At 73.5% G+C, this 14,717-nt stretch carries 12 protein-coding genes; 2 read left to right on the forward strand and 10 right to left on the reverse strand.

What is annotated here, in order from left to right; all coding sequences use genetic code 11:
- Window positions 1–53 precede the first annotated feature (53 nt).
- The 3 genes from OHS18_RS16135 to OHS18_RS16145 all read right to left on the reverse strand — a co-directional run bounded on the left by OHS18_RS16135 (window position 54) and on the right by OHS18_RS16145 (window position 2,070).
- Window positions 54–782: a VOC family protein gene (locus OHS18_RS16135; protein WP_328617606.1), complete on the reverse strand. Its 729-nt coding sequence runs from the start codon at window positions 780–782 to the stop codon at window positions 54–56.
- 96 nt (window positions 783–878) lie between these two features.
- Window positions 879–1,061 carry a hypothetical protein gene (locus OHS18_RS16140; RefSeq protein WP_328451756.1) on the reverse strand — a complete coding sequence of 61 codons (183 nt, stop codon included), beginning with the start codon at window positions 1,059–1,061 and terminating at the stop codon, window positions 879–881.
- A 49-nt stretch (window positions 1,062–1,110) separates the two neighbouring features.
- On the reverse strand, window positions 1,111–2,070 hold the full coding sequence (locus tag OHS18_RS16145; RefSeq protein WP_328617607.1) for a Ppx/GppA phosphatase family protein: 960 nt from the start codon (window positions 2,068–2,070) through the stop codon (window positions 1,111–1,113).
- A gap of 251 nt (window positions 2,071–2,321) precedes the next feature.
- Between OHS18_RS16145 and OHS18_RS16150 the strand changes: the two genes are divergently transcribed.
- Window positions 2,322–2,933, forward strand: a complete 612-nt coding sequence (locus tag OHS18_RS16150) for a class F sortase (protein WP_328617608.1) — start codon at window positions 2,322–2,324, stop codon at window positions 2,931–2,933.
- Window position 2,934: 1 nt separating this feature from the next.
- Here the strand turns inward: OHS18_RS16150 and OHS18_RS16155 are convergent, their stop codons facing one another.
- The 4 genes from OHS18_RS16155 to OHS18_RS16170 all read right to left on the reverse strand — a co-directional run bounded on the left by OHS18_RS16155 (window position 2,935) and on the right by OHS18_RS16170 (window position 11,296).
- Entirely contained in the window at window positions 2,935–3,975 is a 1,041-nt protein-coding gene (locus OHS18_RS16155) for an LLM class F420-dependent oxidoreductase (protein WP_328617609.1), read from the reverse strand.
- Between the two features lie 40 nt (window positions 3,976–4,015).
- Entirely contained in the window at window positions 4,016–4,945 is a 930-nt protein-coding gene (locus OHS18_RS16160; protein ID WP_328617610.1) for a YihY/virulence factor BrkB family protein, read from the reverse strand.
- 154 nt (window positions 4,946–5,099) lie between these two features.
- Window positions 5,100–6,311, reverse strand: coding sequence for a fumarylacetoacetase (fahA, locus tag OHS18_RS16165; RefSeq protein ID WP_328451747.1), 1,212 nt, complete (start codon window positions 6,309–6,311; stop codon window positions 5,100–5,102).
- Entirely contained in the window at window positions 6,308–11,296 is a 4,989-nt protein-coding gene (locus OHS18_RS16170) for a DUF885 domain-containing protein (protein ID WP_328617611.1), read from the reverse strand. Before OHS18_RS16170 ends, fahA begins: the two co-directional genes overlap by 4 nt.
- Before the next feature lie 134 nt (window positions 11,297–11,430).
- On the opposite strand from OHS18_RS16170, the gene OHS18_RS16175 reads away from it, so the two are divergent.
- Entirely contained in the window at window positions 11,431–12,465 is a 1,035-nt protein-coding gene (locus OHS18_RS16175; protein ID WP_328617612.1) for an AsnC family protein, read from the forward strand.
- Here the strand turns inward: OHS18_RS16175 and OHS18_RS16180 are convergent.
- From OHS18_RS16180 to OHS18_RS16190, 3 genes are all read right to left on the reverse strand, one after another.
- A complete protein-coding gene (locus OHS18_RS16180) occupies window positions 12,462–13,391 on the reverse strand; it encodes an RluA family pseudouridine synthase (protein ID WP_328451742.1) in 930 nt (309 codons plus the stop codon). The two genes, OHS18_RS16175 and OHS18_RS16180, sit on opposite strands and share 4 nt — an antisense overlap.
- A complete protein-coding gene (lspA, locus tag OHS18_RS16185; RefSeq protein ID WP_328458860.1) occupies window positions 13,388–13,987 on the reverse strand; it encodes a signal peptidase II in 600 nt (199 codons plus the stop codon). The genes OHS18_RS16180 and lspA overlap by 4 nt, the downstream gene beginning before the upstream one ends.
- A gap of 77 nt (window positions 13,988–14,064) precedes the next feature.
- The gene (locus tag OHS18_RS16190; RefSeq protein ID WP_328617613.1) at window positions 14,065–14,706 is read right to left on the reverse strand and encodes a hypothetical protein; all 642 of its coding nucleotides are present in this window, start codon (window positions 14,704–14,706) and stop codon (window positions 14,065–14,067) included.
- Window positions 14,707–14,717: the final 11 nt, after the last annotated feature.

The following is a 14,717-nucleotide window of genomic DNA, read 5'->3' on the forward strand; positions in this document are numbered from 1 at the left end:
CGGAAAGTCCGTGAATGGCTCATCGAGGGACTCAGAGTCCCTCGATGAGCCATTCACGGACCCGGGGCGGTCACTGCGCTCTCCACCGGCCGCACGCGGAACCCGGTGCCGTCCGGATCCGCCAGCACGACGGTGCCGTCGTCGCGGACGCCGAGCCGGGCGGCGCCGAGGGAGATCAGCGCGTCGACCGCCGCCCGCTGGTCGCCGTCCGCCGGGAGCAGCTCGAAGCGCTGCCGGTTCGGCGCCACGGGTGTGCCGTCCCATACGTCCCAGGCGACTTTCGTGCCGCCGCGCGGCGACTGGATCGCGATCTGCTCGCCCCGGTCCCACACCGGGGGCCAGCCCAGTGCCGCGCTCCAGAACAGGCCGGCCCGCCGGGTGCCGGCACAGGTGAGCTCCCCCAGCGGGCCGCACCCGGCGAGGTAGCCGTTGCCGGGCTCGATCACGCAGAACTCGTAGCCCGCCGGGTCGGCCAGGACGACGTGCGCCTCCTCGGGTCGCTGCCCGACGTCGACGTGGCGGCCACCGAGCCCGACCGCCGCGGCCACCGTGCGCCGCTGGTCGTCGAGGTCGGCGCTGGTCAGGTGCAGGTGCATCCGGTTCGCGCCGAGCCGGCCGGCGCGGCCCGGTGCGAACCGCAGGCCGAGCTGGGCCTCCCCGCCCGGGAGCAGCACACCGCCGTCGTCCTCGACGACCTCCCGGCCCAGCAGGCCGGCCCAGAAGCGCGCCGCTTCAGCGGGGTCGTCCGCCTCGAAGGTCACCGCCAGCAGTCGCGAACGCATCACCGGAACGTAGCCACCGCCCCCGTGGAACGGCAAGGCACTATCGGACCGGCGCAAGACCATTCGGCGGAAACCGGCCCGGTCGCCCGGACCGGCTCACTGCGGGAGGTCGCTCACCGCGTCCCGGCCCGGTGGGTCCGGGATCTCCTCCGTGCCGGCCGGCTTGACGTCGGGGTCCGGGGTGGTGGGCACGTCGTGCGTCAGCTGGCCGGCGGTGGGCAGCTTGGGGAGCTCGTCGTCTTCGTCGTCCTTGCCGTGGGACCGCTGCGTTTGGCTCATGTCTTCCGGAATACCCGGTTTTCCCGGCCACGACCAGGCCGGGACGGATTCAGGCGACCTGGACGCGCCCGCGGCGGCGTCCCTTGGCGGCCTCGTCGCGCAGGGCGAGCAGCAGGCCGTCGCGGGTGGACCAGGGGCAGATCGTCAGCTGGCCGCCGGCGACGCTCAGCAGCGCCTCGGCCACGATCGCGCCCGCCAGGGCCTGGTGGGCGCGGTTGCGGGAGATCCCGGGCAGTTCGGCCCGCTTCGACGTCGGCATCGCGGCCAGCCGCGGGATCCAGGCGCGCAGGTCGTCGAGGCGCAGGTCGCGGGACTTGCCCGGCCGGGCGCCGGCGAGCCGCGCGAGCTGCTGGAGCACCTTCGAGCAGCCGACCGTCCGGTGACCGGCGATGTCCGCGGCCCCGAGCGTGGTGGTGGCCTGGTCCAGCGCGTACGCCCGCAGTGCCCTGACCTGCTTGCCCGAGACCCGCTCGGTCGGCAGCCAGTCGCGGGTCAGGGAGCGCGCGCCCATCGGCAGCGACCGCGCGAACGTCGCCTGCTCGCCGCAGCCCGCCGCGAGCTCCACCGTGCCGCCGCCGATGTCGAGGATCAGCAACGGCCCGGCCTTGGGGCCGTACCAGCGGCGCGCGGCCAGGTAGGCCAGCTCGGCCTCGCGGCGGCCGGAGAGGAACTGCAGCTCGACGCCGGTCTCGCCGGCGACGTGCCGGACGACGTCGGCCGAGTTGGCCGCGTCGCGAATGGACGAGGTCGCCAGCGGGTACACACTGGCGAAGCCGTGGCGGTAGGCGGTGGTCATGCCGGCCGCGACGGCGGCGGTCACCGAGGCGATACCGCGGGCGGTCAGCCGGCCGTGCGAGTCGAGCTCGCGGTCCAGGCGCAGGCGCGTCTGGTGGTTGAGCACCGGCTGGAGCGAGCGACCGGCGACCGGGACCACCACCAGGCGGGCGCTGAACGATCCGACGTCCAGCACGCCCACGGTGGCGTTCCCGGGCTCTTCGATTTTCCGCACAGCTCGGCACACCTCACTTCCGCCTGGTGAATATCCCCAGTCCGACGGGTCGAAACCAGTTATTTTGTCGGATCTCCCCGCCCCGTGCCGGACATTGCCCCGATTCACTGGTCCGAACGTGCTCTTTTGAAGCGCAGATCACAGACGGATAACCCGATCGAGTGAACTCCACCACCACTGGACACGATTCGGTAACGCCACTCAGCCGTTCACGACTCCTGAGACATCGAACAGGTGTGGAGCAGACGAAGGTGAGCGAACGGCCCGAGCGGCGATCCGAGCTCGTGCGGCCGGCCGGCGTCGTGGTCGCCGTGGTGGCCGGGCTGGTCGGCGTCCTCGTCGGCGTCACCTTCGTGCTCACCCCGGACGCCTCGGTGCCCGCCGGCGCCCCGGCCGCGGGACGCCCCGCCGCGGCGGCGGCCGGCGCCCCGCCGGCGCAGCTGTGGATCCCCGAACTCCGCCGGACGCTCGACCACATCGTCGACCTCGGCCGGGTCGGCGGCGGACGCCGTGAGCAGCCCGGCACGGCGGCCGGCGTCGGCTGGTTCGCCGACGGCCCGGCACCCGGCAGCCCGGGGGTCGCGGTGCTGTCCGGGCACTCCGGCTTCGGCTACACGAACGGCGCGTTCGCCGGCCTCGCCACCCTGATGCCCGGCGCGCTGCTCGTGGTGCGCGACGAGACCGGCCACGACACCCGCTTCACCGTCCGCCACACGGCGCTCTTCCCGCCGACCGAGCCGGACAGCACGCTCGTCGCCCCCGAGGGCACCGGGCCCGAGCTGCGCCTCATCACCAGCGACGGGACGTTCGACAGGGCCGGCGTCGCCAGCGCGCGCGTGGCCGTCTACGCGGTGCCCAGCTGAGTCAGCCGATCAGCTCGCGCAGCTGCGACACCGCCGCCACCCGGCCTTCACGGCCCGGCTGCAGCGGGTTGACGATCACCGTCGTCGCGCCCGCCTCGGCGAACGCGGCCAGCCGCTCCTTCACGTATCCCGCCGGGCCGACCAGGGAGATCGCGCGCAGCAGCTCCAGCGGGACCGCGGCCGCGGCCTCCTCCTTCTTGCCGTCGAGGTAGAGGTCCTGGATCAGCTTCGCCTCGGCTTCGTAGCCGTAGCGGCAGGCGAGATCATTGTAGAAGTTCTTGCCCCGCGCGCCCATCCCGCCGACGTACAGCGCCACGACCGGGCGCACGTGGTCCAGCAGCGCCTCGACGTCGTCGCCGATCGCCAGCGCGACGGTGACGTAGGTGTCCAGCTCGCCCAGCGCCGGGTCGCGCTTCGCCTTGCCCTCGGCCAGGGACGCGCCCCAGACGTCGGCGGCCTTCTCCGGGTGGAAGAAGATCGGCTGCCAGCCCTCGGCGATCTCGGCGGTGAGCGCGACGTTCTTCGGCCCGATCGAGGCCAGCAGCACCGGGATGCGCTCGCGCACCGGGTGGTTGATCAGCTTGAGCGGCTTGCCGAGGCCGGAGCCCTGCTCCGGCGGCAGCGGGATCGTGTAGTGCCTGCCCTCGTGGACCACGCGCTCGCGGCGCCACACCTGGCGGCAGACCTCGACGATCTCGCGGGTGCGCCCCAGCGGCGCGTCGTACTTCACGCCGTGGAAGCCCTCGATGACCTGCGGACCGGACGCGCCGAGGCCGAGGATGAACCGCCCGTCGGAGACGAAGTCGAGCCCGGCCGCGGTCATCGCGGTCAGGGTCGGCGTGCGCGTGTAGATCTGGAAGATGCCGGACGCGAGCTGCACGCGCTCGGTCTTGGCGGCGAGGTAGCCGAGCTGGCTGACCGCGTCGAAGGAGTACGCCTCCGGCACGAAGACGACGTCGAGACCGGCCTTCTCCAGTTCGACGACGTCGGCGACGCTGTCGGCGAAGCCTCCGGAGTAGCTGACCGCGGTCCCGATTTTCATGGACGTCCTCCTGTGGTGAGCAAGCGCTTAGTCGCGCATGTTACCGGCCGGTCAACGTGCGGACCACCAGCTCCGCCGAGGCGCCGGCCCCGAGCGTCGTGCCGGCGTACCGGACGTCGGCGCCGAGCGTGCCGGGCGGCGGTTCGTCCCGGACGGTGATCCACACGGTGACCATCAGCAGCCAGCGCACGATCAGGTAACCGAACAGCAGGACGCCGACCAGGGTGCCGAACGTCGCGACGGCCGGCGAGCGCCCGAGCAGGTGCAGGTAGAGGCCGCCGGCCTGCTGGATCGCGCCGAGCCCGACGGCGGCGGCCCCGGCCGGGCGCAGCGTCGAGCGCAGCGGCAGCGCCCGGCGCGGCAGCCGGGCCAGGCACCAGGCGATGACCAGCCAGTTCGCCGCGAGCCCCAGCAGCAGCGACCCCGCGACGAGCACGACGTGGGCGAACCCGCCGGTCAGGCCGACCAGGTCGAGCAGCCACGCGCCGGCCGCGCCGGTCAGCGAGGCCAGCCCGAAGGAGACGGCCATCGCGAGCCCCACGCCGGCGAGCGCCAGGACGTCGGCGGCGATGCCGCGCAGCAGCGGCCGCGGGGTGCGCTCCTGGCCGAGCATCGCGGTGACGGCGTCGCGGACGTTGCTGATCCAGCTCCAGCCCGAGTAGACCGCGACGGCCAGCGCGAGGATCCCGATCCGCCCGCGTTCGCCGACGACGGTGTGCGCGACGGTGGTGACCTGCCCGCCGAGTTCGGGCGGCAGCGAAGCGGCGATGACCCGGTCGAGTTCGGCGAACAGCAGCCGGTCGCCGGCCAGCACGAACCCGGCCACCGACACGGCGACCATGATCAGTGGCACCAGGGCGAGGAGGCTGAAGAAGGTCATCGCGGCGGCGTAGTGGTCACCGTCGCGCTCCCGGTATCGCGCCAGGGTCGCCCCGGCCCGCCGGAACGGCCTGCTCACGACGGCCTTCACCGCTCCACGTTGCACGCGCCGACCCTCTCATCCGCCGGTGTCCTCCGCAGTCCGGACACCCACGCCGGGGGATCGTCACGCCCCGGGCCGAAACCTCCGTGCCCCAGGCTGCGACTCGCGTGATCCAGCCCGGATCTCGCGAGTCACGGCGGAGTCAGCCGGGGACCACTGTGCCTCGGACTTCGCCGAAGCCGATGCGGGTGCCGTCCGGGCCGGGGGCCGTTGCCGTGATCGCCACTTCGTCGCCGTCTTCCAGGAAGGTGCGGGTGGTGCCGTCCGGCAGTTCGAACGGTTCGCGGCCGCCCCAGGACAGCTCCAGCAGCGAGCCCCGCTGGTGCGGCTCCGGGCCCGTCACCGTGCCCGAGGCGTACAGGTCGCCGGTGCGCAGGCTCGCGCCGTTGACCGTCAGGTGCGCCAGCTGCTGCGCGGCGGTCCAGTACTGCGTGGCGAACGGCGGGCTCGACACCAGGTGGCCGTTGAGCCGGACCTCCATCGCCAGGTCGAGGCCCCACTTCTCGCTGGTGCGCAGGTACTCGAACGGCTCCGGGTCCTGCGGTGGGCCGGCGACGCGGGCGTGCTCCAGCGCGTCGAGCGGGACGATCCACGGCGACACCGACGTCGCGAACGACTTGGCCAGGAACGGGCCCAGCGGCTGGTACTCCCACGCCTGCAGGTCGCGCGCCGACCAGTCGTTGACCAGGCAGACGCCGAAGACGTGCGCCGCGAAGTCCTCTGTGGACACCGCAGTGCCCAAAGTGGACGGGACGCCGACGACGAAGCCCACCTCCGCCTCGATGTCCAGCCGTTGCGACGGGCCGAACGCCGGCGCGTCGGCGTTGCGCGGCTTGCGCTGCCCGTTCGGGCGGACCACCGGCGTGCCCGACGCGACCACCGTGCCGGCCCGGCCGTGGTAGCCGATCGGCAGGTGCTTCCAGTTCGGCGGCAGCTCGACGGCGTCGGGCCGGAAGATCTTGCCCGCGTTGAGCGCGTGGTGCTCGCTGGAGTAGAAGTCGACGTAGTCCGCGACCTCGATCGCCAGGTGCGTGGTCACCTCGGCCAGCGGCACCAGGTGCGGCCGCAGCCGGCCGGCGTACCGCGGCTCGGTCAGCCACTCCCGGACGCTCTCGCGCACCTCCCGCCACGTCGCCGGCCCGGCGGCCAGCAGCGGGTTCAGCACCCCGGAGGTCAGCAGCGGGGCGAACGACGCCGCCGTCTCCGCGGCCGCCGCGGTCAGGTCCAGCACCTGGTCGCCGACCGGAACGCCGATCCGGCGCTCGGGCGCCCCGCCCACGGAGAACACGCCGTAGGGCAGGTTGTCCAAGCCGAACGGTGTGTCGTCGGCGAGCTCGAGCCAGGTCACGGTCACTCCTCGTCTCGGGCGGAACCCGCGGTCACCCAGTCGGCGACGGCGGTGGCGAGCACCGGCAGCGGGAGCGTCCCGTTGCCGAGCACGACGTCGTGGAACTCGCGGATGTCGAAGGCGGCACCCAGCGCCTGCTCGGCCTCGGCGCGCAGCCGCTGGATCTCCAGCCGCCCGACCATGTACCCGAGCGCCTGGCCCGGGTTCGCGGCGTAGCGGTCGATCTCCGCCTCGATCTCGAGGCGCGCCATCGGCGTGTGCTCGACGAGGTAGTCGACGGCCTGCTGCCGGCTCCAGCCGAGCGCGTGCAGCCCGGTGTCGACGACCAGCCGGCCGGCCCGCATCGAGTCCTGGGTCAGCATGCCCAGCCGCGAGACGTCGTCGGAGTACAGCCCCATCTCGTCCGCCAGCCGCTCGGCGTAGAGGCCCCAGCCCTCGGCGTAGGCGTTGACGTGCGCGATGATCCGCAGCAGCGGCACGTTCTCGAGCTCTTGGGCGAGGCAGAGCTGGAAGTGGTGCCCCGGCACGGCTTCGTGGAACGCGATCGCCTCGCTGGTGAACCGCGGGCGCTTCTCGGCCTCGTGCGTGTTGGCGTAGTAGACGCCCGGCCGGGTCCCGTCGAGCGACGGCTCCAGGTAGTACGCGATCGTGCCGCTGGCGGCCTCCGCCTCGGGTACCGGGGCGACCCCGCACTGCTGCGCCGGCACCCGCGAGAACCATTGCGGTGCCACGGCTTCCGCGCGGGTGATGGCCGTGCGGGCGCCTTCGAGCAGCTCCTCGCCGTCCCGCCAGCGCAGGGCGGGGTCGGTCCGGATCCGGTCGAAGATCTCCGCGAGGTCGGTGGTGCCGAACAGTTTCCCGCCCAGTTCGCGGTACTCCCCGGCGAGCTTCCCGATGATCTCCAGGCCCGTGTCGTGCAGGTCCTGCGCCGTGCGCTCGGTCGTCGTCTCCGCGCGGATCAGCGCCGCGTACCGCTCGGCACCGCCGGGCAGCTGGCCGATCCCGGGCGACGTCTCGGGCCGCGCCACCGGCGCGACCTCGTCGGCCAGGAACGCGCGATAACGCTCGTACGCCGGGTGGACGACCTCGGCGAGCAGCCGGTCGCGCTCGGCTTCGAAGCCTTCGAGCGCGTACGACGGCGTCACCTTCAGCGGGTCCTTCTCCGGCGCGCCCAGGTAGCGCTCGACGTAACCGATGCCGATGCGCACCAGGAACTCCGGCGGGACGAACCCCTCGGCCACGGCCGCGCGCTGCCGCACCGTGATCGCGTCGAGGAGGTCGCCGAGCCCCGCCAGCCGGGTCAGGTAACCCCGGACCTTCGGCTCGTCGTCCAGCACCGTCTGCGGCAGGTACATCAGCAGGGACAGGGCGGGCGCGTCGAGCCCGTCGCTGACCGCGATGTCGGCACGGCGGGAGTCGAGCAGGTCGATCTCGGTGTTCGCCTGGGAGATCACGACGTCGCGGGTGATCCGCGCGGCGGCCGGCAACCCGGCCGGATCGAGCGCCTCGGCGCGGGCGGCGATCCCGGCGTACCGGGCGCGGAAGCCGGCCAGGGCCGCGGCGCTGGGGTCCCCGAGCTTGGCGGGGTCGCCGGGCAGGCCGAACACCGACGGGTACAGGGGTTCCCGCTCGAAGTTCACCGCCACCAGCTCGTCGGCGAGGCTGTCCGGGGTGTCGCCGGCGCCCGCCGCCACCCAGTCCGAGACGACCTTGGCGAGCGCGGTCAGCGGCAGCATGCCGTGGCCCAGCACGACTTCGTGGAACCCGCGGATGTCGAACCCCTCGCCCAGCGCCTGCTCGGCTTCCGCCCGCAGCCGCTGGATCTCCAGCCGCCCGACCATGTACCCGAGCGCCTGGCCCGGCCACGCGGTGTACCGGTCGACCTCGGCCTCGATCTCGAGGCGGGCCATCGGCGTGTGCTCGACGAGGTAGTCGATCGCCTGCTGCCGGCTCCAGCCCAGCGCGTGCAGGCCGGTGTCGACGACCAGCCGGCCCGCGCGCATCGAATCCTGGGTCAGCATGCCGAAGCGCGAGACGTCGTCGGAGTACAGCCCCATCTCGTCGGCGAGCCGCTCGGTGTAGAGGCCCCAGCCCTCGGCGTAGGCGTTGAACATGGCGATCCGCCGCAGCAGCGGCACGTTCTCGAGCTCCTGCGCCAGGCTGAGCTGGAAGTGGTGCCCCGGCACGGCTTCGTGGAACGCGATCGCCTCGCTGGTGAACCGCGGGCGCTGGTCCGCCTCGTACGTGTTCGCGTAGTACGTGCCCGGCCGGGAGCCGTCGAGCGACGGCTGCAGGTAGTACGCGATCGTGCCGCTCGCCGCGTCCGCCTCGGGGACCGGCGCGACCTCGCACTTCTCGGCCGGGATGCGCGAGAACCACTGCGGGGCCACGGCTTCCGCCCGCGCGATGGCGTCGCGGGCACCGGCGAGGAGCTCTTCGCCGTCCCGCCAGCGCAGGTCCGGGTCGGTGCGCAGGCGCTCGAAGATCTCCCCGAGATCGGTGGTGCCGAACACCTTCCCGCCGAGTTCGCGGTACTCCCCCGCCAGCTGCCCGATCAGCGCCAGGCCGGTGTCGTGCAGGTCCCGCGCGGTGCGCTCGGTGGTCGTCTCCGCGCGGATCATCGCGGCGTACCGCTCGGCACCGCCCGGCACGTGCCCGATCCCCGGCGCCGTCTCGGGCCGCCCGACCGGCTCGATCTCGGTGCGCAGGAAGTCGCGGTAGCGCGCGTACGCGGGGTGGACGACCTCGGCGAGAAGCCGGTCACGCTCGGCCTCGAAGCCCTCGACCGACGCCGTCGTGGCCACCTTCAGCGGGTCGGTGCCCGGCGAGCCGAGGTAGCGCTCGAGGTACTCGACGCCGACGCGGGCGAGGTGGGCCGGCGGCACCAGGCCGTCGGCGAGGCTTTCGCGCTGCCGCTCGGTCAGCGCCGCGAGGAACGGCTCGATCGCGGCGAGCCGGGCGAGGTAACCGCGGGCCTTCGGCTCGTCGTCCAGCTTGTAGTACGGCAGGAGCATGAGCAGGCCCAGCGCGGGTGCGGTGAACCCGGTGCTGACCGCGAGATCGGTCATCCGCGAGGCGAGCCGATCGGCCTCGACCTCGGCGGCGGCGACCACGACCTCGCGCGTCACGGCTTCCTGCGGCGTCAGCTTCGCGGCCGGGAGGGCCCGGGCGCGCGCGGCGAGCCCGGTGTACGCGGCGCGGAAGCGCTCCTGCGCCGCCCGGGTCTGGTCGGCGAGCCGGTCGTTGTCCCCCGGCAGGCCGAGCACCGACCGCAGCAGCGGGTCGTGCTCGAACGTCAGCTCGACGAGCTCGTCCGCCAGGGCGTCGGCCGTGTCGCCGTGCCCGGCCACCCACTCGTCGACGACGGCGGCGAGCACCGACAGCGGCAGCGCGCCACCCGCGAGCACGACGTCGTGGAACGCGCGGATGTCGAACCGGGCGCCCAGCCGCCGCTCGGCGCCCGCGCGGATGCGCTGGATCTCCAGCCGCCCCACCATGTACGCCAGGGCCTGGCCCGGCCACGCGATGTAGCGGTCGACCTCGGCCTCGATCTCGACGCGCGCCATCGGCGTGTGCTCGACCAGGAAGTCGACGGCCTGCTGCCGGCTCCAGCCCAGCGCGTGCAGGCCGGTGTCGACGACCAGCCGGCCCGCGCGCATCGAGTCGCCGGTGAGCATGCCGAGCCGGGCGACGTCGTCGGAGTAGAGGCCCATCTCCTCGGCGAGCCGCTCGCTGTAGAGGCCCCAGCCCTCGGTGTAGGCGGTGAAGTCGCCGATGCGGCGCAGCAGCGGCAGGTCGGTCAGGCCGAGCGCGGTGCTGAGCTGGAAGTGGTGACCGGGCACGGCTTCGTGGAACGCCGTGGACTCGGCCGAGTGCCGGAAGCGTTCGGTGGCCTGGTGGGTGTTGGCGAAGTAGATGCCGGGGCGGGAGCCGTCGGCGGCCGGGCGCATGTAGTAGGCCGTGGGCGCGCCGGGCGCGGCCTCCTCCGGGACCGGCTCGACCGTCCACGGCTGCGGCGGGATCCGGCCGAACCACTTCGGCGCCTCGGCGTCGGCTCGGGCGATGGCCGCGCGGGCGGTCTCCAGCAGCTCGTCACCGCTGGTCCAGCGCAGGGTGGGGTCGGTGCGCAGGTGCTCGAAGATCGCGGCGAGGTCGTCGGTGCCGAACACCTCGGCGCCCAGCTCGCGGTACTCGCCGGCGAGCGCGGCGATGACGTCGAGGCCGGTCTGGTGCAGCTCCGCCGGGGTGCGGTCGGTGGTCGTGTGCAGCCGGGCCTGGCGCGCGTACGTCTCCTCGCCGCCGGGCAGCCAGGACAGGCCGGGCCGGTCGTCCGGGCGGCCGTGCGACGCCACCTCGGTGACCAGGAACTCGCGGTACGCGGCGAAGGCCGGGCGGACGACGTCGGCGAGCAGCTCGTCGCGGCGCCGCGCGAACTCGCCGTCCGGCGCGGGCTGGCGGCGCAGCGGGTCGGCGGCCGGGTCGGCGAGGTAGCGGTCCAGGTGCGCGACGGCGCCCTCGACCAGGCGGGCCACCGGAGTGAGGCCCTCGGCGAGGCCCTCGGTGTGGCGCCGCGCGGCCTGGCGCAGGAACTCCGGCACCGCGGCGAGCCGCCCGAGCTGGGCCTCGGCCGCGTCACCCGCGGTCACCGTCGTCATCGGCAGCGCGGTGAGCAGCATGGCCGCCGGGCCGGTGAACATGTCGGTCACGGTGAACTCGGTCATCCGGGAGTCGATCGCCGCGAGCCGGTCTTCCGCCGACGTGATCAGGACCTCACGGGTGACCCGGTCTTCGGCCGACAGCGTGGCCGGGTCCAGCGCCCGGGCGCGCTCGGCGAACTCCGTGAGCTGGGTGCGGTGGGCCCGTTCGGCGGCGGCCGTGACGTCCGGCAGCCCGGGTTCCGCCGGGCGGGTGCCCAGCAGCGCGGGCATCAGCGGATCGGCGGCGTACAGGGCTTCGACGAACTCGTCGGCGAGTTCGGTGACCGCGGTCATGGGCAGGACCCCCAGCGTCGATGGTGTGCTCGTTCGCGACCCTAACGGAGATCACCGACAGGAACGCGCGTTCGTTCGCCGGGGGCGGACGGCCTTCGGCGCGGGCGGTTCGGCGAGGCGGTAGCGTTCACCGAGTGGCTGTGACCGATCCCGTGGATACCCGCCTGCTCGCCGCGCTCGCCGAGCTGGGCAAGGCGGCCGTGCACGAGCTCGCGGCCAAGGTCGGCATGGATCCCCGCGAAGTCGCCTACCGGCTGGTCGCGCTGTCCGGCAGCGGGCTGCCGCTGCTCGTCGGCGTCGAAAGCGACCCCAACGGGCTGCGCGCGGCCATCGCGGGGTCGCCGCCGTCGTGGGCGAAGCCCGGCGTCCCCGGCTCGCCGCAGTTCCCGGCCCAGGCGCCGCCGTCACAGCCGGTACCGATGCCACCCCCGAACGTCCAAGGCCCGTACAACGTCCAAGGCGCACCGTCCGGACCGTACAACGTCCAAGGCGCGCCATCGGGGCCGTACAACGTCCAAGGCGCACCGTCCGGACCGTACAACGTCCAGGGCGCGCCATCGGGGCCGTACAACGTCCAGGGCACGCCGTCCGGGCGTTACCCCGGCCCGCCGCCCCGGCCGCCGCAGCAGCAGTTCGCCCCGCCGCCCCCGCCGCGGCCCGACCCCGTGGTGAGCACGTGGGGCGTGCCGCAGACGGCGTCCTGGGCCCGCGGCGACGAGCCCGCGCGCCCGGCCGGCGCCCCCGGCGGCAAGAAGGGCCGGCTCGGCGAGGTGCTGGAGACCCAGGGCCTGGAAGGCGAGCAGCTGACGGTGCAGCTGCTCGAGGTCCAGGACCCGGCGGACTTCCTGTTCGGTGCGGCCGGCTACCGCCTGGAGGAGGGCGAACGCTCGGTCGTCGTGCACACGGAGATCACCAACCGCGGCGCGATCCCGTTCGCCTCGCTGCCGGACAACTACCTCGAACTGCTCACCGCCGACGGCCGGACGATCGGCAAGGCCCCGGTCTCGCTGACCTCGCGGCCACCGCACAAGATCGGCGTCAAACCGGGCGAAACCCTCGGCGGCCACACGGTGTACGTCCTGCCGGACACGACCCGGGTGGTCTCGGTCCGCTGGAGCCCCCGGCCGGAACCGGACGAGCGCACCCTCATCTGGTCGATCGAGGACTAGTAGCTCTCGTCCTGCAGGATCTTCAGCGCGTTCGCCAGGTCGTCCGGGTACTCCGACTCGAACTGCACCCAGCGGCCGTCCGCCGGGTGGGCGAAGCCGAGCGTCTTCGCGTGCAGCCACTGGCGGTTCAGCCCCAGCTTGCGGGCCAGCACCGGGTCCGCGCCGTAGGTCAGGTCGCCGACACACGGGTGCTTCAACGCCGAGAAGTGGACGCGGATCTGGTGCGTCCGCCCGGTTTCGAGCTTGATGTGCGCCAGCGACGCCGCGCGGAACGCCTCGACGACCTCGTAGTGCGTCACGCTGGGGCGGCCTCCCTGGACCACCGCGAACTTGTAGTCGTGGCGCGGGTGGCGGTCGATCGGGGCGTCGATGGTGCCGCGCGTCGGGTCCGGGTGGCCCTGGACGATCGCGTGGTACCCCTTGTCGACCGTGCGTTCCTTGAACGCGCGCTTCAGCACGGTGTACGCGTGCTCGCTCTTGGCCACGACCATCACGCCGGTGGTGCCCGCGTCGAGCCGGTGCACCACGCCCTGGCGCTCGGCCGCGCCGGACGTCGCGATGCGCAGGCCGGCCGCCGCGAGGCCGCCGACCACGGTCGGGCCGGTCCAGCCCGGGCTCGGGTGCACGGCGACGCCGACCGGCTTGGAGATCACCACGATGTCGTCGTCGTCGTGCAGGATCCGCATGCCTTCGACCGGCTCGGCGACGATCTCCACCGGGTTCGCCGGCTCCGGCAGCGTGACCTCCAGCAGGCCACCCGCGGCCAGCCGGTCCGACTTGCCCGCCGGGCGGCCGTCCAGCAGCACGTCGCCGGATTCGGCCAGTTCGGCGACGACCGTGCGGGACAGCCCGAGCATCTTGGCGAGGCCGGCGTCGACCCGCATCCCGTCGAGCCCGTCGGGCACCGGGAGCATCCGCGAGCTCACGCCTGGTCCTCCTGCTTGGTTTCCCCGGCCTGCTCGGCCTTCTTCTTGTCCTTGGTCGACGTGCCGTCGTAGTCCTTGCCCAGCAGGGACAGCAGCACGATCAGGGCGCCGCCGACGCAGATCGCCGAGTCGGCGATGTTGAAGATCGCGAAGCCCTTGCCGTTCGGCGCGAACGCCGAGATGAAGTCGACGACGTGGCCCTGCAGCCCACCGGGCGCGCGGAAGATCCGGTCGGTGAGGTTGCCCAGCGCGCCGGCCAGCACCAGGCCGAGGCCGATCGCCCAGCCGATCGACCGCAGCCGCCGCGAGATCCAGATGATCGCGATGACGACGGCGAGCGCGACCAGCGCCAGCACCCACGTCATGCCGGTGGCCATCGAGAACGCGGCGCCCGGGTTGCGGATCACCTGCAGGTAGATCAGCCCGCCGAGGATCCGGACCGGCTCCTTGCCCTCCAGGTTGGCGGTGACCAGGTTCTTCGTCACCAGGTCGATCGCCCAGAACACCACCGCGACGGCGAACACCCAGCCCACCCGGCGCTTCGGCAGCAGCGGCTTCGCCGGGGCCTCCGGCGTCTCCTGGACGGGCTCGGGCACCGCCTCGGCGGCGGCGTCGGTGTCGGGTTCTCCAGCGCTGGACTCGGTGCTCACCGCACCATTGTCCACGGCGCTGGTCAGGGCGTGTCGGCGGCGGTGTCCGGGCGGCGGCGCAGCACGGCGGTGAAGGCCGCGGCGAACAGGATCACCGCGGAGACCAGCACGCCCGCGGCGTCCGCCGAGAGCACCACGGCGACCAGCGCGAACGCCGCCGCGGTGAGCAGGACGAGCCGGCTGCGCTCGCAGGCGGCGAGCGCGAGCAGGCCGAGCGTGGCCAGCAGCGGGCCGCGCAGCCCGTCGCCGAGCCGGAACTGCCAGGACCCGACGAGGTCCAGCAGCGGGACGGCGAGCAGCGCGGCCACCGTGCCGAGGACGAACCGCCCGGTGTGGACAGCCCGCCCGGCCCGGCGCAGGCTCAGCGCGTACCAGAGCGCCGCGCCCAGCAGGACCACGTCGAGGGCGACCAGCCACACCGGTCCTTCGGGCAGGCCGGCGCCCGGTGCGTAGAAGTCGTCCTGGGTGAGCCACTGCGCGCTGTACCGGGGCCTGCCTATCCCGTCGGCGGCGCGCGCGTTCTCCTGGCTCATCGGCAGCGAGAACATGGTCACGAAGTGGCCTTCGGCCGGGCTGCGCCGCGCCAGCAGCTGCGTCACGACCATGCCGATCTGCGCGAAACCCAGCAAGGCCAACGGAAACCAGAAACGCGGCACTCTCCCCATCGGCCCAGGCT

This window comes from Amycolatopsis sp. NBC_00355, assembly GCF_036104975.1.
GTDB lineage: Bacteria > Actinomycetota > Actinomycetes > Mycobacteriales > Pseudonocardiaceae > Amycolatopsis.